Raw genomic sequence first — 26,890 nt, forward strand, 5'->3', positions numbered from 1 at the left:
TAATATCCCTTAAATCCCTAGACTGTCCTTGTCTGCTTATCAAAAAAATTCGTTACTTAATTTTAGCTTTTTAAATAAAAAAAAGGAAGCATAAAGCTTCCTTTCTTTTTATCTTGGCTTATTTTCTTAGACCAAGCTTCTTAATTAGTGACTTGTAGTTATCTTCATTTTCAGTAGATACATACTTAAGAAGACGACGACGACGTCCAATCATCTTAAGAAGACCACGGTTTGAAGAATAATCGTGCTTGTGTGAACCAAAGTGCTCTTTAAGGTTGTTAATTCTTTCTGTAAGAATTGCAACTTGAACCGCTGCACAACCGCTATCTTTTTCAGATGCTCCAAACTCTTTACCAAATTCAGCTACGATTGATGCTGTTTTTTCTTTTGTAATCATAATTTCTCCTAAACTTACCAAATACCGAGCAAGGAAGTTATTTTCCAGGCCAAGTATAGGGCGCAATATTTTGTGCATACTATCTTATAATTTCACTCATGTAAACCTTTAAGTTATCGAGAAGACGGGCTTCGATCTGGCGAATACGCTCTCGAGAGACCCCATAATCGTCAGCGATGGACTGAAGAGAACGCGGAGCATCATTCAATAACCTTTCTTTAAAGATTTCTTGATCACGAGGCTTTAGCCCCTGAATAAATTGATCGAGGTTTTCTTGGAGAAGTTGAAGTGATTGTTTAAATTCAACATCTTGCGCAACATCAGTTGAGTCAGGAAGTAAATCCCCCATTGTCGCACTAGAATTTTCTCCTACTGGGATATCAAGACTAACTTCGGAGCCAGCATCACCTAAGCGCATATCCATGAGGGCCACTGCTTTTTCACTTACATCTAGATTCTGCGCGATTGTCTTATGATCAGGCTTGATCCCTTGGGCCTCAAGACGTTCTTTTTCACGCATTAGATTATAAAAGAGCTTCTTCTGCTCATTTGTCGTACCTAATTTTACTAACTTAAAGTTATCTAGGATGAATTTCAAGATATATGACTTAATCCACCAGGATGCGTAATAAGAAAGCTTTGCTCCCTTATCTGGTTCAAATAATGAAACGGCCTTCATAAGACCAATATTACCTTCTTGGATGAGATCCATTACATTTGCATGAGCACTCTTATAATCCATGGCAATTTTTACAACTAGCCTTAAATTAGAGACAACTAGCTTCTTTGCTAATGCAATATCACCGGTTTCACGAAATTGTCGTATGAGAGTCTTCTCTTGCTCTGGAGAGAGAAGCTCGTAGCGAGAAATTTCTTTTAGGTATTGATTGAGCTTATTATCAACTCGTGAAGGGACAGGTAGTTTTGAAGTTAAGGCAGGTAGTGTCTCCTTGATAACCTCAATTTCTTCCTCAAGCGTAAGACCTGAATCAGGTAAATTACTAATATCGATAATATCATCGATATCTTCTTCAGAATCCGAAGATTCTTTAAGCTTCTTCTCATCGATAGAAGGTAGAATCTCGTAGTCAAAGTCCTTTTGTTCGGACTTATCACTATCTTCTAAATATTTGTTTTTATTTTTCTTTGAATCACTCATGAGTGGATGAAATTTAACACTATTTTGCTTTCTCGGCCATAGATTCAATATTATTTAAAACTTCTAATGACTTAATATTTTTAAGATCACGTTCAGATAACTCACTAATAATTCGCTTGTTACGAATTGCCACAAGAGCAAAAGGGGCTATATTAACTCTTACATCAATCTTTTCCCTCGTCCCATGTGATGATTTTGGCCTTAAAAATTCAATATAGTTAAATTGCCTTATCAATTCATCAGTGATTACCGTTGTTAGGTCTGCATCAACAGAGAATTGATTGAGAGTCTCTTTAATCTTATTATAATCATTTGCAACATAAAGAGCTAAGCGCTCCTTTAGCTCCTTTGATTTCTCCTTATCATCAAATGTTTTGGCCGATCGAATATTTCGATATAGCCACATAAAATCATTATGTGGAATTTCAATTTCAAATTTTAAAGAAACCATATTGTCTATATTTGTCGCTTTATCAAATTCACCATTTAAAACAACGAAATTAACCTCTGGATAACCATGACGCAAAATTGAATCATTACTAGTTTTAACATCAAGTTTCATACTTAGGGCTTCTTCGTAAGGAAGCTTATTAGAATTCTTTTCAAGTAAGTCTTTTGCCCAGTAATCCCAAAGGCTGTCATTAGAAACAGAAACATAACGCTTAATCGTTTTAGAATCTTGAGTCCAAACATTAAACTCTGGAACACGAGTTAATAAAGAAACGAATTGAGCGATTACGATATTTTCATCTTTTTCAAATTTCTTTAATTGATTTTTAAGTGAATCATTAGCACTTGGAGAGAATTTCCTAGAAGCAAATTTAAAATTATCACAATAAGCGACTTTTAGATCAAAGTTTAAATTTGAAGATCCAATTGGCCTAACAATTTCTTTTTGAACTTTTGCTTTTTTATATGGACGACAAATTTGATTTCGACAATTTGCGACTTTGCCATCATTTAACTGATCTTTATAAACATGACTATCAAGAGCGCTAATTTCGCGAACGATATAGCTCATGACAAGTGAAGAAGAAAGAAAAGGAGCTAAGTTACGAAGATATTTTTCTTGGCCACCCCATGAACAAGCATAAGAAAATACACCTGTTGTATAATATAATTCATTAACTACGACTTCATTCTCACTTTGAATTTCATTAACATTAGATGCAAATAGATTTTCTCTTTGAGAATAAGGAAGACGTAATTTATCAATAGAGTTATCACTATAGTACTTAGTAAATAAATGCTTTAAAAGCCTGTGACTAAATAGAGTCAAGTTCTTAGAACAACTACCAATAAGGCCATTAACTAAATTATCATATTGATCAGATTCAAATTGTAGTTTTTTTGCATAGTGAGCAATGGCCTGCATTGAATAATTGATCATCTTATACTGAAGAGTTGCAACGATACTGCGATAGAACTCATCTCTTTCAAAGATATTTTTAAATCGTAGCTTTGATGAATTTTCACGACAAAAGTATTCTAATTTTTCATCTTCAAGATAGAATTTTCGATAATTATCAATGAGTGCAAAATTATAATCTGAATTTTTAACACGAGACTTCTCTTTTGATTCTTTCAAATTTGAGAAAATCAGATCACCTTGATTTTCTAATGTCGAATTTGTGCGAGCATTTACCTCAAGGCAAAAAACTAACGCTGCCAAAATAGGAAGAGTTATGACGATAAATTTTTTAAGGCATAAAGCTCGCATTCTTCTATCCAAAAGATTTATATAGATTTCCTTTAAGTTATCGGAATTATTCCCGAAAGGTTTAATAAGGTAACGATATGAACAAAGCTAGAAAGTTTTTACCATTCCTGATCATTTTAATTGGTCTTCAGTTAGATCTTATGGCAATCGACCGTACAGCTGAGCACATCGCAAGACGCCAGGCAAAGAAAGAATTAGACCCGCCATATAATATCTATAACGAGATTGAGGCCCGCTACTTTGAACGAGGGCTACAAATAGATGAGAGAAAAGACTTTCTCGATCAATTGATCATAGCAAAATCACTATTAATAGATGGGCACACTGATGATGCGATACTTGTTTTAAATCGTCAGGCTTTAAAGACAAAGAATTATTCAAAACTTCTTTTAATTAATCGTTTCTTGGCCCTTGCTTACTTTGCAGATACAGACCCTAAGAAATCATCAGAGATTCTACAGAGTCTTTCTAATAATGCTTCCTGGTATTACCAAAATTGTGCATTAAGAATTGTCAGTGCTATGTCAATGCCTGAAGAAAAGAAGGATGATATAGAAGAAATCTTTCAAGGTTGCATGAACCATTCAAGGCTAATTGGCTCTTACAAAAACGAAACTTGGTTAAGACTTGTGCTTGAGCATAAGTTAAATGGTTACGTTAGAAGCACAAAAATTAGAGATTACTTCTTAACTAATAATATGGACGATATTGAAGCAGTCTTAAAGTATGGCCTATACTTTTCTCGTCACAAACAAATTTTGAAATATTACGAGACGATACCAGTTGAGTTTTATGCAGATGCGACAATCCGAACGCTAGTTGCAGCAAACCTATATAATAATGGCCAACATGAACAAGCTTTAAAATTAGCAGGGGCCATTAATAACTCTAATACTAATAAGCTAAAAGGATTTGAAGAAGTAAAAAAAGAAAATTATAAAACCGCCTACTCCCACTTCATCTCTAACCTACTTAGTAAACCATATTCTATTGCTAATAATAAGCTCATCCTTGCTTCAGCTTGGTTAAGTAGAAATTATAAGAATGCAAGAGTTGCTCTTTCTAAAATTCCAGTTAGCGAAGGTAATTCAAGAGAAAAAGAATTATTAAAAATCAATTTATTACTAAAAGAAAACAAAAATAAAGAAGCAAGATACCTCATGGACAACCTCGATATTAAATACAATCGAAAACTTCCATATGAAGCAGCAATTTTAAGTTCATATATAAAATTAATCAATGATGATCCACAATGGGTACGCCTTAGCGATAAATCGTGTCTAAATAAGAATGTCATTAGCTGCTGGATGCATCTACAATCAAAAATCTGGCCGAATTTTAGTAAAGATGTCTTGGCCTCTGAGAGGAAAATGGAATCTAAAGACATTCAAGATCGTCTTAATTCAATGATCTCTAAAGTAGATATCGAAGACAAGAAAGAGCCAGTCTTAATATATCAAAAAGATGTTTATGAATTAGATCTTAAGTCTTATCCAAATTTAGGAAAAGAATATCGCTAATTAGAATGAGTAACGGTAGCCTAGGTTTAAAATAGTACCACTCATATCAATATCACTATCATTAGAGTTTCCAACAATAGATAGAGAATGATTAATATAGCTTAAATCTCCATAGAAATAACTTCTACGATTAATCCAATACTCTGCCTTCGCTCCTGCATAGAAGCCAAAACCAGACTCCATATCAAATTCATCATCCTCATTTGAATGGTTATATTTAGTTCCACCAAATACAAATATATCGTATCGTTTAGATCTTATAACTTTAGCTCCTACTTCCCCTATTAAGCTATTTATAGTGGCCAATGTTATTGTATCTGTAGAACTTAAATAGATAGGGGCCTCATCAATTGAAATTTGGCCACTTAGATAGAAGTTCTCATTTAATAGATAATCTAAACCTAGATTCATATGATAGAATCTTTCGACTTCTTTTGAAGAAGTAAGTTGTTCAAAGTTCTCATTTAGTAATTTAAATTTTGCAAATGGCCTAATAACACCATTTCCAATAAGTATTAAGCTCAACTCAATACCACGTGAAGAAAAATCAAATTCATCATTATTATAAGTATGAGTTAGGCCTTGATTGACAATTGAGACCCCAACAATATTTGCAGAGTACCTTTCGGCCATGGACATTTTCTTACGAGATACATTTTGATAACTTGCTAATAGCAGATTTGATTTTAATAAGTTATTTAACATCTGTTGATTCTTTAGCGATTCATGAGTGTTATTAACTGTTACAAATCCTTTATTTGGATCAATTTTTAAATTCTTTGGTGAAACGAAATTTCCATTTACTGCATTAATGCGACCTATTTTTCTTGGAATATAAACACGAAATGATTCATCAAAGATAGCATCATTTTCAGGCGGGATATAAATCCCTGTTCTTATATCAACAAGACCTCCGGCCTTTGGTGCATACTTCTTTTGGTATGTTGAATATTGCCCTCGATACGATGTTACTTGCTCCGCAGGCCTTAAAAGATCGCCTTTTAATGGAAATGCAGCAACAGTTGCATCATCACCCTGGCCATAGTCCATCGAGTCTGAATAAAGTGTCATATCAAGATTGGTATTACGATATAGCAGTGTTAATTGGATAGGATTAATCTTAACAGGCATTGAAGCGGGCCTAGCATCATGAAATGTTGCACTATATTGTCCACGATAGAGAGTTGAAACATTCTTTCTCTCATCTCCAAATAAAGTATCATTTGCTAATTTTAGCTTTTCACTAAGTCCAGTGTCTTTATGAAATTTATACTTAAGCTGACTTCCTTTAGATGAGCGTCGATAGATTAAGCGTTGGCCAGCACTTAGATCATGAGTCTTATCAATTCTTTTAAATGCAGCTTCACCATTAAAAGAGAGTAGGCCAGTTACATTATTAAATAAGTTATAGCTCAATAAGAAATCAGCTGTCTCGGCCGCGGCAACAGCACTATTTGTGCGAATAAAAATACGATCAAATTTACCTTTCCTAACCTTTCTTTGCTTCTTAGCAATAACACGAATATTTCCATCATGAAGAGCAATCAAATCTCCAGCAAAGGTAGATTTTAATTCAATTGTAACCTTTGAATTGGGACCAATGATAAGAATATCACCACGGTCATTAATGAAGCGTGCATAGCTATTGCTTGCAGTCATAATGAGAGTATCTTGATTGATACCAATAGCACCATTGATACTATTTCCATCAATTTTCTTCATTTGGTCTTTATGAAATAAATTTATATCACCTCGGCCTGAAACTAATTCAAAAGCTTCAACGCTAGTAATTAAAAGCGATATGAATAAGAATATAAAAGAGTACTTAAAAGTAGAAAGCATTGAAATTCCTAGTAAAATTAGTTCAATATAATTTTACTAGAAAGTACAAAGTAATCAACAAAGAATCTTGTCTTATTTATCTTCTTTAAACTCTAATCCATCAAAGATATAGCGAATACGCTTATCTTCAACGACAGTTTCAATTGATACTGGCCTTTTCCATACTTTATAAATATTGGCCATTGTATCACTTGCCTGAGTTAAGTCGAGATCAACACCTTGGTGGACATGGCGAAGAAGTAACTCTCCACGATTCTTATGATTAGCAGACTCTACTTCAATGATTGGTGAGCCGAAATTTGTTAGTTGATTTAGTAGCTTTGACTTAATTTCTTTAAAGTCACGAGTTTCAATCTCATTTCTTCCTGTTCGAGAATTGTACTTATATGTAAAAAGCTGCATGCGGTTACAAAACTCTTCAGTGAAGAATTCATCGATAAAAGTGATATCATTATGAGTACGGCGAACTTCAAAGATCTTTTCACGTCCTTGATTTGTTTCAATATGCCAATTCTCTTTTTCTTGGAGATTTGTACATTCTTGATATTCCTTTCCGAATTTACCAGTATCCCAGCGGTATTCAATATCACGCATTAGCTCAATCCCTATCTTATAAGGATTAATATTTTGCTTACTCATGGCCATAACACCAGAGTGGATATCTGCGAAATCAATAATTTCAGAGCTATTTAACGCCTTCTTTGTCAGAATCTTAGAGTGCCAATAAGAGGCCCATCCCTCATTCATAATCTTTGTCATTCTTTGTGGAAGAAAGTAATAAGCTTCTTCTCTTAAAATACCGATAACATCGGCCTGCCACTCTTCAATTGGAGCATGCTGCATTAGGAAGCTCATAATATCACGTGTTCCACGAACTTCATCATCAAGTAATTCTAGAGGTGTCTTCTTTCTTTCTACAACATCCTCATCAGCTTCGCCTCTAGCCATTTTAGAGTTCATAAAAGATCGAAGAACTTGAGATCTCTCATCTTTGTGTTCATACTCTTCATCTGCTGAAGTTGCTTGCTTCACTTCCCCTTGGAAGAGAACATTAACATCAAGAAGATTTTCAAAAGAGAGGATCGTATCGATAAACTCTTCGACAGTATCTTGGCCATAGCGATCCATATAACGACGAATTTTAGTGCCATGATTGGCCATAACATCCATCATGCGACGATCTGTGTGGCGAAACCAAGCGTTATTTTTAAAGAAATCAGCATGGCCATAAACATGGGCCATAACTAATTTTTGGTCCACATAACGATTTGAACTTAAAAGATAAGCGTAACAAGGGTCAGTATTAATGACGAGTTCGTATATTTTTTGGAATCCATAAGTATTCCCCTTTGCAAGGCGATCATACTCAAGGCCAAAACGCCAGTGAGGGTAGCGTGTTGGGAATCCACCGTTGGCAGCTAAAATACATACTGTATCGTAGTCACAAACCTCAAAAACGACTGGATAGAAGTCTAGGCCGTAATCGAGTGCATAACCAAGTACTTCATCTCTTAGTTTTGCTAACTCTCCTGATAATGGTTTTGTTCTTTCCATACTACTCATATATTTATTACCTTTTTAAAATTACTTTCCTGGCCCTAAGAATTCTTTGATGGAATCAAGGATTGCATCCTTGTTTTTAATTTTACTTAAAATAACATCCTCATGCTTTTCACCAAATTCTTTGGATAAATCTTTATAAAACTGGCCTGAACCGTAACGAGATTCAACTTGCCCGTAAAAGAAAGCATTAGAGTTTGGAATAATAGAGCTTTTTAAAAGATCGACACAGACCTTTGTATCCTCCGCTGACCAATTATCACCATCAGAGAAATGAAATGGGTAAATATTCCATTCATCTGCATTGTAATCAGCATCGATAATTTCTTTACATAACTTAAATGCAGAAGAAATTAGTGTTCCACCACTTTCACGAGTTCTAAAGAAAGTATCCTCATCAACTTCCTTAGCTGTTGCATCGTGAATGATATAACGAATTTCAATATCTTTATATTGAGACTTGAGCCACAAGTTGATCCAAAAAGACTCTGTTCTAACGATTTCTTTTTGCTCATCACCCATTGAACCCGAAACGTCCATCATATAAATAACCACAGCAGAGTTTTCAAATTCAATCTTTGAATTACTTGCTCGGTATCTCATGTCTGACTTAATTGGAACAACAACGGGATTATTTGGATCATAAGTCCCCATTGCGATCTGACGCTTTAAGGCCTCTTTAAATGATCTCTTATAGTGCTTTAGAGAGTCTGGCCCAACAGTACCAATACTAGTGTATCGATCCACTGTTGATTCCATATTCTTCTTACCCTTTGGCTCAATTTTTGGAAGTGCGAGTTCATCTCCTAGGATTGAAGCAAGTTCATCTAAACTCATTTCAACATCAAGGGCCTTCTCACCTTCTTGCTCTCCAGCTTCACCAGGCTCACCTTGACCTTCTCCTGGCTCCCCTTGTCCATCGACTGGATCTCCAGGTTGCCCGTCACCTTGTCCAGTTCCACCTTGGCTCTTATCACCGAAACGAAACCTTGGAGTATTAATTGAAGGCATTGGAACTTTGAATTGCCCATTTCCTTTTGGAATCGGCATCTCGCCACCAGCGATATACTTTCTTAGGTTATCACGCACCTTCCCTTTAATAATTTTTCGAAAGCGTGCGTGATCTCTTTTAATTGGATGATCCATTTGGTCTCCGGTAATTGGAGCGTACTAAATCTATGACTTAGCACTGTCTCCTTTTGCAAAAATACTTGCCACATAATTAAGAGCATCTGTTGCTGAAATTTCACAGTAACCATAATTCTTAATTAAGCGTGACTTGATAACATCGATCTTCTCTTGAGTTTCCTTATCAACAACATTTGAAATAATTGTTGTAAGCTTGATCGCATCTTTTTGATCTTCAAAAAGCTTCAGCTCAAGTGCACGGTGAAGTCTTTCATTCATCTTGTAATCAAATTGTTTTCCTTCGATTGCAAGAGCTCCGATGTAGTTCATAATTTCACGTCTAAAGTCATCTTTACGAGACTCAGCAATATCGATTTTCTCTTCGATACTTCTCATGAAACGCTCATCAGATTCTTCAAGTTTACCAGTGTACTTGTTACGAACTTTCTCTTTTTGAGTGTAGGCCTTAACGTTATCAATATAATTTGCACATAGAGTTTCAATTGCAGATTCATCAAGTGAGATTGCTTTTTGAACATCGTTTTTAACGATATCAGTATACTCTTGACGAACAATAGCTAACATCTCACGGTACTTTTCAGCGGCATCTTGATTATTGGCCATTGAATGCTTAAGTCCACTTTCTAGTTCATTGAAAACCATAAATGGATTTAGAGAACCAGTGTGTCCATACTTAACTAGAGCGTTAGAAATTTTATCTTGAATATAACGAGGAGAAATACCTTCAAGTCCTTCTCTTACGGCCTCTTTACGTAGTTCTTTTACGTTATCTTCATTATAACCAGTTAGAGTTTTTCCGTTATAAAGTTTTAACTTTTGAACAAGAGTTAGATCAGCTTTCTTTGGCTCTTCAAGTCTTGTTAGCACGGCCCACATAGCTGCCATCTCAAGCGTATGAGGAGCGATATGAACATGAGGAATTTTTTCAGCGTTAAAGTCACGTTGATAGATTCTTACCTCATTATCTAAACGAGAAATATATGGAACGTCGATCTTAACCGTACGGTCACGAAGTGCTTCCATAAATTCGTTATTTTGAAGTTTTCTAAATTCTGGCTCATTTGTGTGACCAAGAATAACTAGGTCGATATCTGTTTGAGCAAACTTCTTAGGTTTAATTGATTGCTCTTGAGAAGCACCAAGTAGATCATAAAGGAAAGCTACATCAAGCTTAAGCATCTCGATAAATTCGATAACACCGCGGTTAGCAATATTGAACTCACCATCAAAGTTAAATGCACGTGGATCTGAATCAGAACCATATTGAGCAATTTTTCTATAATTGATATCACCTGTTAACTCTGTCGAGTCTTGGTTTTTCTCATCTTTAGGTTGGAAAGTACCAATACCTAGACGATCTTTTTCAGAAAGAATAAGTCTTTTAACACGGATATGGTTTTCCATAACCTTCATGAAGTCACCGTCATACTTAACCATATACTCTTTTAGAATATAACGGTCGGCCGGACAAACTTCTCCGCGAATTTTAACTTTATGACCCTTATTACCTTTATTGATATTATCAAGAAATTCTTTTCTAACTTCATGTGGAATAAGCTTTAATGGGTCTTCATGCATTGGCGATGGGAAAACTTTTTGTCCGCCTAAAATATCTGACTCTTCTTCGTCATACCATTCAAACGTGTATAGTGCACCTTCATCAGTTCTTGAATAGTGTTCAAGACCTTTTTTAAGATTTCTTGCAATTGAAGACTTGGCCGAACCAACAGGCCCATGAAGTAGAAGAACCCTTTTCTCTGTACCATAGCCAAGAGCTGCGGCCTTGAAAAAGTTCACAAGTTTCATTAAGTGAACATCGATACCAAAAACAGCATCCTTACCACCACCGATTGGATCATCGAAAAAATGATAACGTGTGATTTCTTTTTTATATTCAAGATATGTACTTGTTTCAAATGACATGATCATGTCATAAATTCGTTGAAAGGAATTACGAGCAATTCTTGGATCTTCTGAAACAAGATCGATGTAGTCTTGAAAACTACCCGTCCAATGTAAGTGAGCAAAGTCTTCGACCCTGTAATTCTCACTCATAAATTCATTCATATTCATTTTAGTCATATTATCTCCATCCATGAGTTGCATATTAGCAAGCTAAAGTCCTAAATATATTATAACGTGATAATTTCACTTAAAGCAAAGAAACTATTAAAAAAAATTCCATTAGTTTAATTTATTCAAAGTGCATTTTGACACCATAAAACACTCAAGTATTTCTGAGAAAATGGGCAAAAATAAATGACCAACAAAAGTATTTGACTAAAATTCCTATCCAACTGAAAATAAAGAAGAATTGATATTAAATGACTTCAGACAAGGGAAAATATGAATACGATCTGTGCTGGCGTTTCAGATATTGGGCGCAAGAGAGAGACAAATCAAGATTCTATTTACATTAGCAATAACACAAAACTTTATATTGTTGCTGATGGCATGGGTGGACACTCAGGTGGAGAACTCGCTTCAACAATGGCCATCAAATACCTTGCAGAAAAAGTCAAAGATAAAATCAACTCCCAACCACAAGAAGAATTAGGTCAAGTTCTTCAAGAATCTGTTCTATATGCCAATAATAAGATAAAAGCATATGCCGATAGTGAACCTGCTCTTAAAGGAATGGGAACAACTGTTGTCAGCCTTCTCTTTGATGACGAAAGTGCAAAGATTGCAAATGTTGGTGACTCAAGAGCTTACGTCATTTCAAATGGACAGATTTTTCAATTAACAAAAGATCATTCCGTAATACAAGAAAAGATTAACTACGGAATCTATACACGTGACCAAGCAGCAAAAGATCCAAATAAAAACTACCTATCACGTACGGTGGGCTTTGAAGAAGATATTGAAGTTGATATTTATGATTACCGACCGCAAAAGGGTGATATCTTTCTTCTGTGCTCAGATGGCCTCCACGGTAAACTAAGTGACGAGGACATTCTTTTTATTATCAAAGATATGATTGATAACACCGATGACGTAACTCATCAAAAACTTCATGACTGTGTGCAAACTTTAATTCGCCAGGCCAACGAACACGGTGGACAAGACAATATATCGATAATTCTTACGGTAGTTAATTAATTTAACTTCGAAAATATTTTAGCTCACTGTCTCTATGTGTCATGGATTAAAGTCTTGCAAACTGAAATCAAGAAACCTACAATAAACATCAGAAATTATTGAAAAATTCAAGGATGTAATTTTGAGTCGCTTTTATACAATAATGGTTATTCCCGAGAAGGAAAAGGGAGTTAAGTCTTTTCGTATACCAAAAGTCATTTTTAACTCGGCCATTTTCTTAGTAGTAATTATTATCGCTGTTATCGGTATCCTAACGTTTGACTACGTTAAGATTTTAAAACAAGTTTACGAAAACCGTCACCTCAGTATTGAGAACCGTCAACTTAAAGAGCAAATCCAGCTCTTTAATATGAAACTGAATACATTAACTGATGATATTGAAAGAATTCAAAAAATTGAAAGTAAGCTGAGAGTCATCTCAGGTTTCAAGGAATTTGATCTAACAAAGCCATTGATGAAAGATGATCGCGAACCAAGTGAAGGTCATTCAGGAAGCCACGATCACTCTTCAGGTAGAAATCCACAATCGGTCCTTGTGCCAGAAAAGGACCGAGAGCTTTTAAATAAAGTTAAGTCGGAATTAAGCGTCTTAAAAACGAATCAGGAGTTCAGCGACATCAACGACCTCTATGAACGTAAGATTGCGACAAACTTTGGTCTTACCTCTGGTTACAGCTTCACAAAAGAATGGAGTAGTTTAATTAAACAAAGTTTTAAGTTAGCTGAAAACTTTGCGTACTTTGATTATCGTTATTCAATTTTACGTAAGATTTCAGGTGATTTAGAAATTCGTGTCAATGAACTAGACCAATATCTTTTAGACCGCGAATCATTTCTTAAATCTACACCTACACTATTACCTGCCAGAGGCTGGATCACTTCATACTACGGACCTCGTATGAGTCACTACTCAAAAAGAGTAAAGATGCACGAAGGTCTTGATGTCGGTGGGCCAATTGGTACTTTAATTCTTGCACCAGCTGATGGTGTTGTAAAAACATCCAAGAAAAACTACGGATTCGGAAATCATATAGAAATCGATCATGGATACGGTATAACTACACTTTACGGACATAATTCAAAAAACCTCGTCGTGAAAGGCCAAAAAGTAAAACGGGGGGATCCGATTGGAAGAATCGGAAACTCAGGTTTATCAACAGGTCCTCACCTCCATTACGAAATTCGTGTTAATGGCACGCCGGTGGACCCTTTGTATTATGTACTGGATTAATTAGGAGAAATTTAAATGTTTAATCCGCTTAAATCACTATTTGGTACTAAGCACGATCGCGATATCAAAAAGCTTATGCCAATTGTTAATGAAATCAACTCTCTTGAAGCTCAGATGGAAAAGATGAGCGATGATGAGCTCAAGGCCCAAACACCAAAATTTAAGAAATTAATTGAAGATGGTGCAAAGCTTGATGACATTCTCCCAGAAGTTTTTGCAACGGTAAGAGAGGCATCAAAAAGAGTTCTCGGCATGAGACCTTATGATGTACAAATCATCGGTGGTATTGTTCTTTACAAGGGAATCATTGCAGAAATGAAGACCGGTGAAGGTAAGACACTAACAGCGGCCCTTCCACTATACTTAAAGGCACTTGAAGGAAAAGGTGCTCACCTCGTTACTGTAAACGACTACCTAGCTCAACGTGATGCTAAGGAGATGGGTGAACTTTATAATTGGCTTGGTCTAAGTGTTGGTTGCATTATTGCTGATATGGAAGATGAAGATCGCCAAAAAGCATATGGGGCTGACATTACATACGGAACAAATAATGAATTTGCCTTTGATTATCTAAGAGATAATATGAAGTTCTCTCTTGAAGAATATGTTCAAAGAGACTTTCACTACTGTATTGTGGATGAGGTTGACTCAATCCTTATTGATGAAGCAAGAACTCCACTACTTATCTCTGGGCCATCGGAAGGAAGTTCAGATCTATATGGTGTGGCAAACCAAATTATTCCAAAGCTTACGATTGAGAAGCATTTCACTATTGATGAAAAAGCAATGAGTGCGATCTTTACGGAAGAAGGGATTTTAAAAGTTCAAGAAATGCTTAAGGTTGATAACCTATTTGATGTTGAACACTCTTCACTTCTTCACCACCTAAATCAAGCTCTTCGTGCTCATCACCTATTTAAGAAAGATGCAAATTATATCATCAAAGACGGTGAGATTATTATCGTCGATGAATTCACAGGTCGTCTTAAAACAGGTTCTCGCTGGTCAGACGGTCTACACCAGGCAATTGAAGCAAAAGAAGGTGTAGAAATTAAGCAAGAAAACCAAACTCTTGCCTCGATTACATTTCAAAACTACTTCAAAATGTATGCAAACCTTGCAGGTATGACTGGTACTGCAGACACAGAAGCAGAAGAATTTAAAAAGATCTACAACTTAGATGTAATTGTTATCCCAACAAATCTTCCAATTGCACGTATTGATGAAGCTGATGTTATCTATAAGAATAAGAAAGCAAAGCATAAGGCCATCATTAACTTAATCAAAGAGTTAAATGAAAAAGGTCAACCAGTACTTGTTGGTACGATTACAGTTGAATCATCTAACTTACTATCTGCCGAACTAGAAAAGGCAGGAATTAAGCATAATGTTCTAAATGCAAAACAGCACGGAAAAGAAGCCGGTATTATTGAAAATGCAGGTGTTAAAGGTACTGTTACAATTGCAACAAATATGGCCGGTCGTGGTACAGACATCAAAATTAATGATGAAGTAAAATCACTTGGTGGTCTCTATATTCTTTGTACTGAAAGACACGAGTCTCGCCGAATTGATAATCAGCTTCGTGGTCGTTCTGGTCGTCAAGGAGACCCTGGACATTCTAAATTCTTCTTATCACTTGAAGATGATCTAATGAGAATTTTTGGTAGTGATCGTATTGCAAAAGTGATGAACACACTTGGAATGGAAGAAGATGAGCCAATCGAGCACAGCATGATCACAAATGCTATTGCCAAGGCCCAAAAGAAAGTAGAAACACATAACTTTGAAATAAGAAAACACCTTCTTGATTTTGATAATGTTATGAATGAGCAACGTCGAGTTATTTATCGTATTCGTCGTGACATTCTCTCAGACAATGACAATCGCGGCTTTGTAGATGAAATGACAGAAGATGTGGCAGATGATCTATTTAATACTTATCGCCCACAAAAGAAAGTTCCTCTAGAAGATCTTCCTTGGGAAGATATGAAAAATGGATTTAGCACAACATTTAATACTGACTACGAAGTATCAGCTGTTGAATGTTCAAATAAGTTCTCAGGTGACGTAAGTAAGTACTTTGAAGAGACGGCAAAAGAAATCTTAAAAAGTAAGCTTGCGGGATATGATGAACAACAAGTGACACTTGCACTAAGAGAGATTCTTCTTTCAACTTTTGATCAACACTGGAAAGATCACTTAAGAAATATGGACCATCTAAAAGAAGGTATCAATCTTAAGGCATACGCTCAAAAAGATCCTTTAAATGAGTACAAGCGTGAAGCTTTTGGTCTTTTTGAACAAATGCGTATCGAAGTAAAAAAGAGTGTTGTTAGAAATATGTTCACTGTTAAGCTTTATACTCAAGAAGAGATTGAAGTGCTAAGACGCGAGCAAGAAGAAGAATTACAAAGACAACTTGATGCTCTAAAGGCCAAGAGAATAGCAGAGGAAGAAGGTCGCGATGAACCGAAACAACAAGCTCCACGCTCGCGTGGACAAGTAAAAGTAGGTCGAAACGATCCTTGCCCATGTGGTTCTGGTAAAAAGTATAAGCACTGTCACGGCTCATAGAGCATTAATTAAGGCGTAAAAAACAATGTCAGATGGTGATAACAAAAACGACCTAACTCGAATCGAAGATCTATCAGAGTTCCTTCACCAAGGTGATGACGATCTCGATAAGGTCCTTGCCGATATTGAAGCTGAGGACGACTCAGATCAAAAGAGCGATGAAGCAGAAGTTGAGTTATCATCATTTGACTATAGCACTCCTGAAAATCCTGACGAGGCAATTGAAGAAAATAACTTTGAAGAAAGTTTTGATGATAATTTTGAAGCAAGCTTTGAAGACCAAGCTGACGATAATTCAAACGAAGGATTTGATAATAACTTCGATGATAGTTTTGAGTCGTATGATAATGAAGAAGACCCAGAGGGATTTCAAGACGACGACCAAAATGAGCACCAAGATGAATACGAAGATGGATACGAAGAAGACCAAAACAATGCTTGGCCAGAAGATGACTTACAAGATCAGAACTCACAAGAAGAAAGCTCTCAAGACGACTTTGAAGATTCTAAAGATTCCGAGAATTTCGAAGACGACCACGAAGTATCCTTTAGTAATGAAGATGACCCATCAGATGAAATTACTGATCAAGACATTCCTACTGAAGAAGAAGACGACGACACCGATGATATAGCAGAAATAGAACTCTCTAATGACGATAACCACGATATTGAAGACACTCCAGATCAAGAGATTTCAATGGAAGAAGTTAATTACGAAGAGACAACTCCCCTTCCAGACTTAAGTACCAAAATTCAAGAGGACTTAAGCGATGTAAGAGATTTTGCAACAAATTCAACTTATGGAAAGGCCGCAATCGGAGGCAACCCTCCTTTTTCAATTCTTCTACAAGGTATTAATACAGAGGAATTTGAAGATAGTATTCTTGCGACTCTAAATGAATTTGGCCTCTTGGAAGGAAATGAAGAGCTTTACCGAAAGTCACTTGAGAGTGGACAGCTATTAATCGCTCAAATTGGCGAATTTAGTGCCATCACTCTTGCAGGAAAGCTTAGACGTTATTGTCGTAATATAAAAGTTGCTCTAGCTCATGAAATTCACAAGAGCGACAGTTATGATCACACTGATCAAAGAGGACTAACGGGCCCACGCTCAATTCTACAAAATAAATCAAAACATTTCGTAAAAAAAGAATTTAATGAAGAAGATGTGGCCTTAAGTACATCACCATATATCCCTGGTTATAAAATTATACATAGCTTGGGACCAATGCAAATTAACGAACAAATTGACCGTAGTGAATTTGACGACTTCTCTTCCATCAACCTCGTTGAATACTTTGGCGAAAGCATAAGAAAAGAAGCATATAAAAAAGGTGCAAACGCCGTTATTTCTATTCATTTTAATATAGGACAAAAAGAAATTAACGGAAAAAATTATAACATCATCATGGCCCATGGAGACTTCGTCTACCTAGAAGCTAGTGAATAAAAAATAAAAGACGTAGATATAATGATTAAAAATTTAGGTGAAACAAAAGATACATATAGCACAATAATCATAGGTGGAGGGATTGTAGGCGCAGGAGTCTTTAGAGACCTTAGTCTTCATGATATCGATTGTCTCATTATCGACAAGAAAGACTTTTCATCACAAACAAGCTCTAAGAGCTCTAAGATGCTACATGGTGGTATTCGCTATCTTGAGAACTTTGACTTCCCTCTTGTTTGGGAAGCTTTACATGAAAAAAACCTATGGTTAAAAATAGCTCCACATCTTTGCTTTGAAGAAAAGTTCTATCTTCCTATTTACTCTGACTCCATCAGACCTAAGTGGATGATTAGAATTGGACTTTTTCTTTATGATTTATTGTCTAGTTTTGAAAACTCTCCTTATGAGATGAAATCAAAAGAAGAATCAGTTGCAATAAACAAAGACCTAAAAGAACAAGACCTTAGAGGAAGTGGTGTTTATCACGACGCTGTCGTTGACGATGCTAGACTTACAATTGAAGTCCTACGAGATGGCGCACTAAATCCGAGATGTCATGCTCTAAACCATACATCACTTGAAAAGTATGAGTTTTTAGAAAATAAAAAAGTTGCTGTTACTTTAAAAGATGAAATCACCGGTGAATCGAAGAAAATCTATTGTAAGGATATCGTTTTTGCAACAGGCCCATTTACTGACCAGATTATGTCTATGAACAAGGATATTCACTGGGATCCAAAGCTTCTTCCATCAAGGGGAAGTCATATATGGCTTGATAAGGATCGATTAAAAATTGAAACGGCCATCTTACTAACACCTAATGACGGACGAGTTATATTTGTTATACCACAAGGGGATCGTATTCTTGTGGGAACAACTGAATCAAAAGTAGAAGAAGATTACTTTGACTTATCTCCAAGTGATGAAGAGATAACTTATCTCTTAGCAAACCTAAATCAATACTTTCCAAAGGCAAACGTTGAAAAAGAAGACATACTTTCTTCATTTGCAGGAATAAGACCTCTTGTAAAAGATGACTCAACAGCAGCTCTAGGAAAAACGGCAAGAGTACACAAACATTATCAACCATTACATAATTGCCATGTTCTAGTTGGTGGGAAATACACAACATTTAGAACAATGGCACAAGATGTAACCAGAATCATAGTTCATAATCACAAAAAGGCCTATGACCATAGCAAGACTGTAGCGCCATTTCGATTTAAAATGCGCTACAATCCCTTTAAGGATAAAGCAACACAAGAACAAATTGAAGAGATGAAAAAGTATGAGTTTGTTAGGTGTGAAGAAGACCTTAAAAGGCGCTATCGCTACTAAGAAGATAGCGCCTGTATATAATTTAGAATCTTAAATATGCTCCAGCAATTGCTCTAAAACCACTGAAGTCGATAGTGTTGTCCACAGTTGATCCACCAGTTTCAATACTAAATGTAGAAGACGTTGAAAAATAATCACCTTTTGCATAGAAACCAAAACCAGAATCCATTGTGTATTTAGCACCTGCTCCTGCAAACATATACGTACCAGAACCAGATAAGCTTTCAGTTACAGAAGATCCTGACGATTGTGGAATCGCATCAAGAGTTGCTAAAGATAGTCCAAATCCGGCCTCTAAATAAGGTGTTATACGATTTGTTGCAAGTGGATTTGTAAAATGGAAATCCACTGCACCACCAAAGTCTATAGAAGTTGCAGTTGAGCCTGCAATTCCAGTCTCACCAGAATAGTAACCTAAAGTTGCCTTAAGTGAGAACTTTTGAAGGAATGAGTCAGACTTAGCAAAGAAATACTCAAACTCTCCATTAAGTCCAATTGCACTAATTTCAGCATCAGTAGCATCGCCAACATTATCATATGTTCCAGACAACATATTTAGGCCGGCCGAGATATTGAAGGCCATATTCTTATCAGATAGAATCTTACTAGGAGTGCGACGCTCGATACTTTGATCACTTGCAAAACCAGTTGTCTTAATTGCATCCAACTCACTTTGTTCATCATAAGATGCTCTTGGTGTATCTTGTACAACTTGAGTTCGAGATGAATTTCTCTGTCTTTGAACATCAACAGGCTCTCCCATTTGTCTTCCGGAAGTTGCGGCCTGAAGAGATTTTGTACGGTCTTCAGTTAACTTAACAGGAGAAGAGATTTTAAGATTAGCGACCTTATCAACGTGAATCTCATTTGGTTTCACAATTCGATAAATACTCCATACTGAGCGTGATGGTGTAGCACGAATAACGACACCTCTAGCAAAGACACCTGTAGTAATAAAGAGTTTTGCATGATCACCTACAACAAGGCCATCTTCTAGGCCTCGATTCACTAGAATTGTTTTCTTAGTATCTGAAGTTTGAAGAATTCTAAAAGTTAATTTCTCATCAATATCTAATGCACTTGCGCTGAATAGGCCAAGAAGGCATATCAGAGAAATAATTAATTTACTAAAACGTCCTGTCATACTTATCCCTTAAAAAAACATACTTAAACTTGCTATTAACTTTATATTATTTACTGTTTGATTTAATGTGTAATTACTATCGTCACTACTATCTAACTCACTAATCGGGTTTAAACTTAAAAGCTCATAATTTAACTTAGCTCCAATTCCCCATCCGAACATATTTCCTTGTTCATAGTCTCTAAAAGAAGAAAGTCGTGTCTTTACCCCTAATGTAATAGAAGGTAAGGCCACCGATTCATAATCATAACTATACCCATTTAAAAAGCCAGAAGTTGCCTCACCTACGCCACGCTTAATACCAAGGCCAACATAGGCCTGAAGCTTATTTCTGATATATGGGGTATTATAGAAGTAATAATTGATATGAGCGCCGATATTTGTAAATGTCATTCTGGCGTTTACACCACCAATATCGACATTTAAATTTGTAGCATCAAGACCAAAGTCAACACTCCACTTACCTAGTGCTTTATGGGCGCGAATTAAATGAAATTCATAACCTATTGCTAGCCCGTAACCGAGATTTTGATGATTACTATCAGAATCAGAGTAGTTAGCAAGTAAGTTTGAAATAAAACTAAATTGTACCTCATTACCACTTTCAATCGCTAAAACGTTTTCTCTTCTAAATTTTTCACGAGCAATACCTGAAGCCTTGAGATAATTACTTAATTGCTCTGAGTCCATATCCGCTGACCACAAAGGCCCTTCTTTATTAAGAGCTGCTTTAGCAGAAGGAGTAACACTATTTTTTGCTCGCTCTCTAGCTAGAGTTTCATCCATTGTATTTTGAATTGAAAGTGAAGATGTTGGGCCAGTAAGACTTCCCCTTCCGTTATAATACATTTCCTCGTATCCATCTTGCTTAGATGAGATCTTTGATAATTGATTCTGGTGCTGTGATCCTAATGTCGTATCTAAGTCTTCATCCGATAAACGTGAAACATCAACAGGACTTAATTTTGAGTTAATATACTTATACTTTAAGCGGCCATCTTCTACGATAACTTCATTACCGTCTTTTAATATCGATTTTTCTGTAACTTTATAGGTTGTTTTATCAGTATAGTCAGAGTCGTAGTTCTCCTCATTTGGAACTTCTTTTTCTTGGACAAGATTGGCAGGAACAACGCCATCTATTGCATAACGATTATTTCGTTTAACATTTTTAGACTCAAATGCTTTAACATTATAAACAGGCTTCTTTTTACTTCGTCCAGATTCACTTCTAGAGCGAATTTGCAGGCGAATAAAGTCATCTTTTTTGAAATTAGATCGATTTAATTTATCACCAGAAATAGTTTTGAAATACCAACTTGATGAGCGATCAGAAAGCTTAAGCAATTCAATACTACCAAGATAGATGAACTTTGGTTTCTCAAGCGTTCCAAGCTTTATAGAAACATCAGCAACATCACCAGTCTTTAGGCCCGCTACTTTTCCCACATCAAGCTTAACGCTTCGGCCACTCTTACTAAGTGCAATAACTTTGGCCCCCATCATGGCGAGTGAATTGAGCTGAAAAAAAGCAAGCACGGTAATGATAAAAAATTGTTTAGATTTCTGCATATATTTAATTATAACGAATGGAAGTATTTGAAACAATATGGTAGAGTATGTATATTTTTACAAAAAATGCCACAATGCATCATGCATTTCGGAGGAAAACATGGCCAGAAGAAAGAAAAAGCTTCAAATTTTCAAATATGAATGTCAAATGACTGGCGAAATCTATAAAACGACTAAAAAAGCAGATAATCCAGATGATTTAGTTAGCGTAAATGCATATTACGACATGCATCCAGAAGAAGATGATCGCCCTGAAGAGATCAAAAAAGAACTTGGAATAGAATAATACAGATTAAAACGGAGTTTAAGCAATGGCACACCACAAAGTCATTATCATAGGATCAGGTCCAGCAGGTTATACTGCGGCCCTTTACGCATCTCGCGCAAACCTAGGCCCACTTGTCATCGAAGGACATGAGCCAGGTGGTCAACTAACGACAACTACTGATGTCGACAACTTTCCAGGATTTCCAGAGGGAATCATGGGGCCAGATCTAATGGCAAATATGAAAAAACAAACACAACGCTTTGGAACTGAATACCTGAGCGGTTTTGTCACAGATATTGATACAACTAAGCGACCATTCAAGCTTACTGTTGATAGCGACAAGGAATACACTGCTGATGCTGTTATCGTAGCAACAGGAGCATCTGCAAAGTACCTAGGTCTTCCAAATGAGAAAGAACTTATTGGAAAAGGTGTTTCTGCATGTGCAACTTGTGATGGATTCTTCTATCGTGATCAAATTGTTCACGTTGTTGGTGGTGGAGACACTGCTATGGAAGAAGCTACATTCTTAACGAAATTTGCTAAGAAGGTATATGTTGTCCATAGAAGAGATGAGCTTAGAGCTTCTAAGCCAATGCAGCAAAGAGCATTCGATAACGAAAAAATTGAATTCGTATGGGATAGCGCTGTTAAAGAAATTATCGCTGATGACTCTGGTGTAAAAGCGATTAAGGTTGAAAACCTTAAAACTGGTGAAGTTACAGAGCGTGAAACTGATGGCCTATTTATGGGGATTGGACACAAGCCAAATACTGATTTCTTAAAAGGAAAAGTAAAGCTTGATGATCATGGCTTTATTATCACTGCAGGAAAGCACCCTGATACAGATGTTGAAGGTATTTATGCTTGTGGAGATGTTCAAGACTCTTACTACCGCCAAGCAATTTCAGCGGCCGGTTCAGGTTGTGAAGCTGCAATTCGCGCAGAAAGATTTCTAGAAGAAAACGAATAAATATATAAAGTGGCCTAGTTTAAACTAGGCCACATTATTTGATAGATATAATTCAACTCGGTCAACTGTTTCATTAAATAGCCTCTTAACAACGACACTTCCATTTTCTAATCGATTTACAACATCATCATAATCAATCAGCATTTCACTTGCTACTGATTTAAGCCCAACAGCACCATCCTTAAGTTTTTTAGCAACATAGAAGTAAAGATAGAGATCCGCACACTCTTGGTTACTTAGATCATGCTCATCAAATGCCTTTATATTGAGATCATTTGCATCTATTGAAATTTGAGGTTGTCCTTCATTTTCAAACAAAGGTGTAATGTCGCTAGTTCTAATGGATAAGCTTCCACTACCTTTATTAAAAATCATAAGCCTTGCAATACATGCCTTAAGCTCAGCGATATTCCCTGGCCAATCGTAGTCAATGAGCATTTGAGCAACTTCATGAGATAATCTTTTTTTCGTTGTATGATTTTTAAGACTATATTGTGAGATAAAGTAATTAGCAAAGAAGATAATATCCTCTTTTCTTTCATTCAAAGAAATCGTTTTGAAAGAAGGAATATCAATTTCTTCAATATATTCACTACCTGTAAAAAGAAGACGAAAGCTCTCCTTATTACCAACTTCATTGATAATATATTTTGCTGTTACTATAGAAACTTTATCAAGGCCTTTAAAGATAACATTACCATTTACAACCTTATCTCGAATTCTTGCAATCCTAAGATCAACGGCCTTCTTATCCATTTTACTAAAGCAATTGATAATCTCAACATGCTGATTTTCACTACTTGAACTTTTTGCAATTTTCTTACAAAGGTGAAATTTCCCACTTCCTTCATCACCGTACACATAGACAGGTGTTTTTACATCATGCCCAGAATATTGCTCGAGGAATGCTTGTGCTTTTTTAGCAAATAAACTAACTCCTAAAGAAGTATGAAAAGCGACATTTGTATCGAGGTTTTCACTTCCATAATCCAGCTGATTGGTTACCTCTGCATTATCATAGAAATATAAAAGCCCCATAACTCTGGCCAAAAACATTGCCTGCTTTAAATCATTGTCAGTAAATAACTCACCTTTTTCCTTATTTGAAAAATTTAAAATTCCAAAGATATTTTCGTTATGATCAAAAATAGGACACATCATATAAGTAGAAATTGTCGTATTATTTACAACTTCATACATATTAAAAAACTCATCACTTGATAAACTTTGAGAAAACTTAGATTTAATTCCACGTGGGTTATTGTAAAGTTCCTCAAGGATTCCAACAATTGGATACTCAAGCTCCATCACGTCACTTGTTTCAAAATCAAACTCACTAAAAGTCTGTTCATCATGGCCAACAATAAAAATACGAGCGTCTTTCGCCTTTACTATTCTTTGAACTTCAATAACAAAGAGTTTTATCAATTCAATTTTATTATTATAATTTTTAAAGATTTGAAATAGGTCTAAGATCATGGAAGTTGAAACTTGCTGATCTTTATCTGCTTCACTATCAGGTATCGTACTGGAATCAAAGTTTCCTGCAACGGCCTCGTTTAGAACCATATCATACATAAGGTCTCTAAGACGTAAACGACTCATGGATGCAACTAATTTAGTCATTAAGTCCATGATATTTTCAACTTCGTATTCAACAAACTCAAGGCCTAAATAATTATCACCACGATTATTAAAGTTAGGACGGTAACGCCTAAGCTTTACAGTTTGTAATAATCTAATATTTTTATAAATAATTTCAACCTTAAAGACAGTGCTATCAACGTATTCACCAATTAGAATACCAATTCCAGTTGTTGAAATATTATCTAGCTTTACCCTAAATGCATTAGAGGTAGAGTCTCCTACCATTTCATATAAGATACACTTTACCTTATCTGACTCTTTTAGTTTTATTCGATAATTACGTAATTTCTTCAATTTCTGACCTCGTGTACATATATTATCGACCTACAAAGTGGCCAACTTTAACGACTGAATAAGGAAATATCGAAATTTATAAATATTTAATAAGCTTTACTCATTAAAGCTATAAACTCTCTACTAATATGCCCGATAAGAAAGATATTACATTACTATCTATTTGAGGAAAAATTGCGTTACAACATCCAAAACTATAAGTTTTTTAAGTCTTATCGCTTCCCTATCCATGAAGGGGATAAAGTTAATGCTGAAGTAATTACTTTTGAAAGAGAGAATGTAAAGACTAATAATGTACAAATAGACTCCATCAATCTTTCAGGCCTAAACTTCATCAGCACTCAAAAGTACTCAATAGGTGAAAATGTAAAAATAAAAATTCAAACAAATAGAATATTTAATAACTGGGACTTTGAGCTAACAGGTAGAATTATTCGATCATTTATCTATTGTGAAGATGTAACAAAAACAATATATGGGATTTCGATCTCACCTGATTCACAAACAACGGTATTAAAATATTTTTTAAAAGATTTCTTATCACACTACAAGACTGCAAAGTTAAAAGATAAATTATTTCAAATATGTCAAAATAAAATCAAAATCTCAAAAGATGATGGCGTTGAACTCTTCTCTCTTTTTCAAAGCTTAATAGAAAGGGCCTTCAAGGGAAAACTAACAACAATCCTGTCTGAGCTACCAACGATATTTCATTGTGAAAATTATCATATCTATTTATTTAACTCTAAAACAAAAGACTTTGAGGTTGATCATACAAATAGTGATCACACACTACTTGGAAAAACATTCAATGGACTATTGAATGAGGCATATTTCAACAAAGTCATCATTAATAAATCATTCAATGATCAAAGTGCAACTGGCGTTGATTTTGATATTAAAAATATCCTACTGGCACCACTAGTGAATTATAACGGCGAAAGTATTGGAGCTCTTTGCCTTTCAAACACACTTTCAGGTGATAAGTTCAATATTACAATGCTTGAAAATATCAAGATTGTCTCGGGATTGATTTCATACTTTTATAATTCAAAAAATAACTCAGGTCTTGAAACAGTAAAGAACAAATTACCTAATCATTATATTTTCTCAGATCGTAGCCATACAGGACTTGCGATTATAAACACTTTAAACACGATAAAGAACACAAGAGAAAATCTCTATATTCACGGCGAGGCCGGAGTTGGAAAACTTGAATATGCAAAATATGTTTGTAGTGAGAACTCTTTGATAATTGATTTTGAAGAATCGGAGAATCAAAGTTTTGAATTTATTGAGCAAGTATCAAATAATGGAATTAACGACTTAATAGTAAAAAATATCGAAAAGCTCTCTTTAGAAAATCAGGCGATTTTTTATAATCTTATAAGTTCATTAAAACTTAGAATCATAACCATTGCATCAAATGACTTAAAAGCCTTGGAGAAGAATGACTATATCCTTACAGACTTATATAATCATATTACAACGGTGAAATTAAATATTCCTCCCCTAAGATTAAGAAGGGCCGAAATTGTTGAGATTGCTCAATACTATATTCAATTTGAATGCAAGAAAAGAGATATGGAAAATAAGAAAATATCTCAAGAAACAATTAATAAATTAGAATCTGCCAAGTGGGATATAAATAATCAAGAACTTCATGCACTAATCGTGAAGGCCATATTAAAGTTAAACAAAAAGGCCGACAACAGCGAACAAGTACTTCAAATACCTATTAAAGAGAGACAAAGTGACACTATCATTGACAGCGACAAAAATAGTCAACTACAAGAATATATTCTAAATACCTTAAATTCTTGTGATAAATCCGTAGCTTATAGCAAAACCGAAAAGATATTTGTTGAAAGTTTAATGACAAAAAAAGCATCTTAATTTGGAATTGAATTTGACAGACCGACTGCAGTCTTGAAATAATTTTATTAT

Annotated in this window: 19 protein-coding genes; 9 read left to right on the forward strand and 10 right to left on the reverse strand. The window is 35.4% G+C overall.

From position 1 onward, the window contains the following. Window positions 1-118: 118 nt before the first annotated feature. The 3 genes from rpsO to VCM44_RS08955 all read right to left on the reverse strand — a co-directional run bounded on the left by rpsO (window position 119) and on the right by VCM44_RS08955 (window position 3,276). Entirely contained in the window at window positions 119-397 is a 279-nt protein-coding gene (gene rpsO, locus VCM44_RS08945) for a 30S ribosomal protein S15 (protein ID WP_199506655.1), read from the reverse strand. Between the two features lie 79 nt (window positions 398-476). Continuing rightward, window positions 477-1,556, reverse strand: coding sequence for a sigma-70 family RNA polymerase sigma factor (locus VCM44_RS08950; protein WP_133296952.1), 1,080 nt, complete (start codon window positions 1,554-1,556; stop codon window positions 477-479). Between the two features lie 19 nt (window positions 1,557-1,575). Continuing rightward, window positions 1,576-3,276, reverse strand: coding sequence for a hypothetical protein (locus VCM44_RS08955; protein WP_334678599.1), 1,701 nt, complete (start codon window positions 3,274-3,276; stop codon window positions 1,576-1,578). Window positions 3,277-3,353: 77 nt separating this feature from the next. On the opposite strand from VCM44_RS08955, the gene VCM44_RS08960 reads away from it, so the two are divergent. Then, window positions 3,354-4,796 carry a hypothetical protein gene (locus tag VCM44_RS08960; RefSeq protein ID WP_334678600.1) on the forward strand — a complete coding sequence of 481 codons (1,443 nt, stop codon included), beginning with the start codon at window positions 3,354-3,356 and terminating at the stop codon, window positions 4,794-4,796. Here the strand turns inward: VCM44_RS08960 and VCM44_RS08965 are convergent, their stop codons facing one another. The 4 genes from VCM44_RS08965 to VCM44_RS08980 all read right to left on the reverse strand — a co-directional run bounded on the left by VCM44_RS08965 (window position 4,797) and on the right by VCM44_RS08980 (window position 11,429). Continuing rightward, entirely contained in the window at window positions 4,797-6,518 is a 1,722-nt protein-coding gene (locus VCM44_RS08965; protein ID WP_334678601.1) for a hypothetical protein, read from the reverse strand. 192 nt (window positions 6,519-6,710) lie between these two features. Continuing rightward, window positions 6,711-8,192 (reverse strand): SpoVR family protein, encoded by a 1,482-nt coding sequence (locus VCM44_RS08970; protein WP_115362465.1) that lies wholly within the window; start codon window positions 8,190-8,192, stop codon window positions 6,711-6,713. 30 nt (window positions 8,193-8,222) lie between these two features. Continuing rightward, on the reverse strand, window positions 8,223-9,344 hold the full coding sequence (locus tag VCM44_RS08975) for a DUF444 family protein (protein WP_115362463.1): 1,122 nt from the start codon (window positions 9,342-9,344) through the stop codon (window positions 8,223-8,225). Window positions 9,345-9,374: 30 nt separating this feature from the next. Then, window positions 9,375-11,429: a PrkA family serine protein kinase gene (locus tag VCM44_RS08980; protein WP_115362461.1), complete on the reverse strand. Its 2,055-nt coding sequence runs from the start codon at window positions 11,427-11,429 to the stop codon at window positions 9,375-9,377. Between the two features lie 264 nt (window positions 11,430-11,693). On the opposite strand from VCM44_RS08980, the gene VCM44_RS08985 reads away from it, so the two are divergent. From VCM44_RS08985 to VCM44_RS09005, 5 genes are all read left to right on the forward strand, one after another. Then, window positions 11,694-12,449 (forward strand): Stp1/IreP family PP2C-type Ser/Thr phosphatase, encoded by a 756-nt coding sequence (locus VCM44_RS08985; protein ID WP_115362459.1) that lies wholly within the window; start codon window positions 11,694-11,696, stop codon window positions 12,447-12,449. Between the two features lie 121 nt (window positions 12,450-12,570). After that, window positions 12,571-13,680 carry a M23 family metallopeptidase gene (locus tag VCM44_RS08990; protein WP_133296951.1) on the forward strand — a complete coding sequence of 370 codons (1,110 nt, stop codon included), beginning with the start codon at window positions 12,571-12,573 and terminating at the stop codon, window positions 13,678-13,680. A 15-nt stretch (window positions 13,681-13,695) separates the two neighbouring features. Next, on the forward strand, window positions 13,696-16,257 hold the full coding sequence (gene secA, locus VCM44_RS08995; protein ID WP_334678602.1) for a preprotein translocase subunit SecA: 2,562 nt from the start codon (window positions 13,696-13,698) through the stop codon (window positions 16,255-16,257). A 25-nt stretch (window positions 16,258-16,282) separates the two neighbouring features. Then, window positions 16,283-17,707: a hypothetical protein gene (locus VCM44_RS09000; protein ID WP_334678603.1), complete on the forward strand. Its 1,425-nt coding sequence runs from the start codon at window positions 16,283-16,285 to the stop codon at window positions 17,705-17,707. A gap of 21 nt (window positions 17,708-17,728) precedes the next feature. Continuing rightward, window positions 17,729-19,045: a glycerol-3-phosphate dehydrogenase/oxidase gene (locus tag VCM44_RS09005; protein WP_334678604.1), complete on the forward strand. Its 1,317-nt coding sequence runs from the start codon at window positions 17,729-17,731 to the stop codon at window positions 19,043-19,045. Window positions 19,046-19,067: 22 nt separating this feature from the next. On the opposite strand, the gene VCM44_RS09010 is transcribed toward VCM44_RS09005, so the two are convergent. Both VCM44_RS09010 and VCM44_RS09015 read right to left on the reverse strand, forming a co-directional pair. Next, the gene (locus tag VCM44_RS09010; protein WP_115362449.1) at window positions 19,068-20,189 is read right to left on the reverse strand and encodes a hypothetical protein; all 1,122 of its coding nucleotides are present in this window, start codon (window positions 20,187-20,189) and stop codon (window positions 19,068-19,070) included. A 9-nt stretch (window positions 20,190-20,198) separates the two neighbouring features. After that, on the reverse strand, window positions 20,199-21,761 hold the full coding sequence (locus VCM44_RS09015; RefSeq protein WP_334678605.1) for a hypothetical protein: 1,563 nt from the start codon (window positions 21,759-21,761) through the stop codon (window positions 20,199-20,201). 100 nt (window positions 21,762-21,861) lie between these two features. Here VCM44_RS09015 and VCM44_RS09020 point away from each other — a divergent pair, with 100 nt between their 5' ends. Together VCM44_RS09020 and trxB are read left to right on the forward strand one after the other, a co-directional pair. Beyond that, window positions 21,862-22,047, forward strand: a complete 186-nt coding sequence (locus VCM44_RS09020; RefSeq protein WP_115362444.1) for a hypothetical protein — start codon at window positions 21,862-21,864, stop codon at window positions 22,045-22,047. A 25-nt stretch (window positions 22,048-22,072) separates the two neighbouring features. Then, window positions 22,073-23,002, forward strand: coding sequence for a thioredoxin-disulfide reductase (trxB, locus tag VCM44_RS09025; RefSeq protein ID WP_115362442.1), 930 nt, complete (start codon window positions 22,073-22,075; stop codon window positions 23,000-23,002). Between the two features lie 24 nt (window positions 23,003-23,026). Here trxB and VCM44_RS09030 read toward each other — a convergent pair whose 3' ends face one another. Continuing rightward, window positions 23,027-24,943 (reverse strand): hypothetical protein, encoded by a 1,917-nt coding sequence (locus VCM44_RS09030; RefSeq protein WP_334678606.1) that lies wholly within the window; start codon window positions 24,941-24,943, stop codon window positions 23,027-23,029. Window positions 24,944-25,117: 174 nt separating this feature from the next. Between VCM44_RS09030 and VCM44_RS09035 the strand changes: the two genes are divergently transcribed. Continuing rightward, window positions 25,118-26,839 (forward strand): hypothetical protein, encoded by a 1,722-nt coding sequence (locus VCM44_RS09035; protein ID WP_334678607.1) that lies wholly within the window; start codon window positions 25,118-25,120, stop codon window positions 26,837-26,839. Window positions 26,840-26,890 lie beyond the last annotated feature (51 nt).

The sequence above is a fragment of the Halobacteriovorax sp. DPLXC-1 genome, assembly GCF_036903125.1.
In the GTDB taxonomy this organism is placed as follows: Bacteria; Bdellovibrionota; Bacteriovoracia; order Bacteriovoracales; family Bacteriovoracaceae; genus Halobacteriovorax_A; species Halobacteriovorax_A vibrionivorans.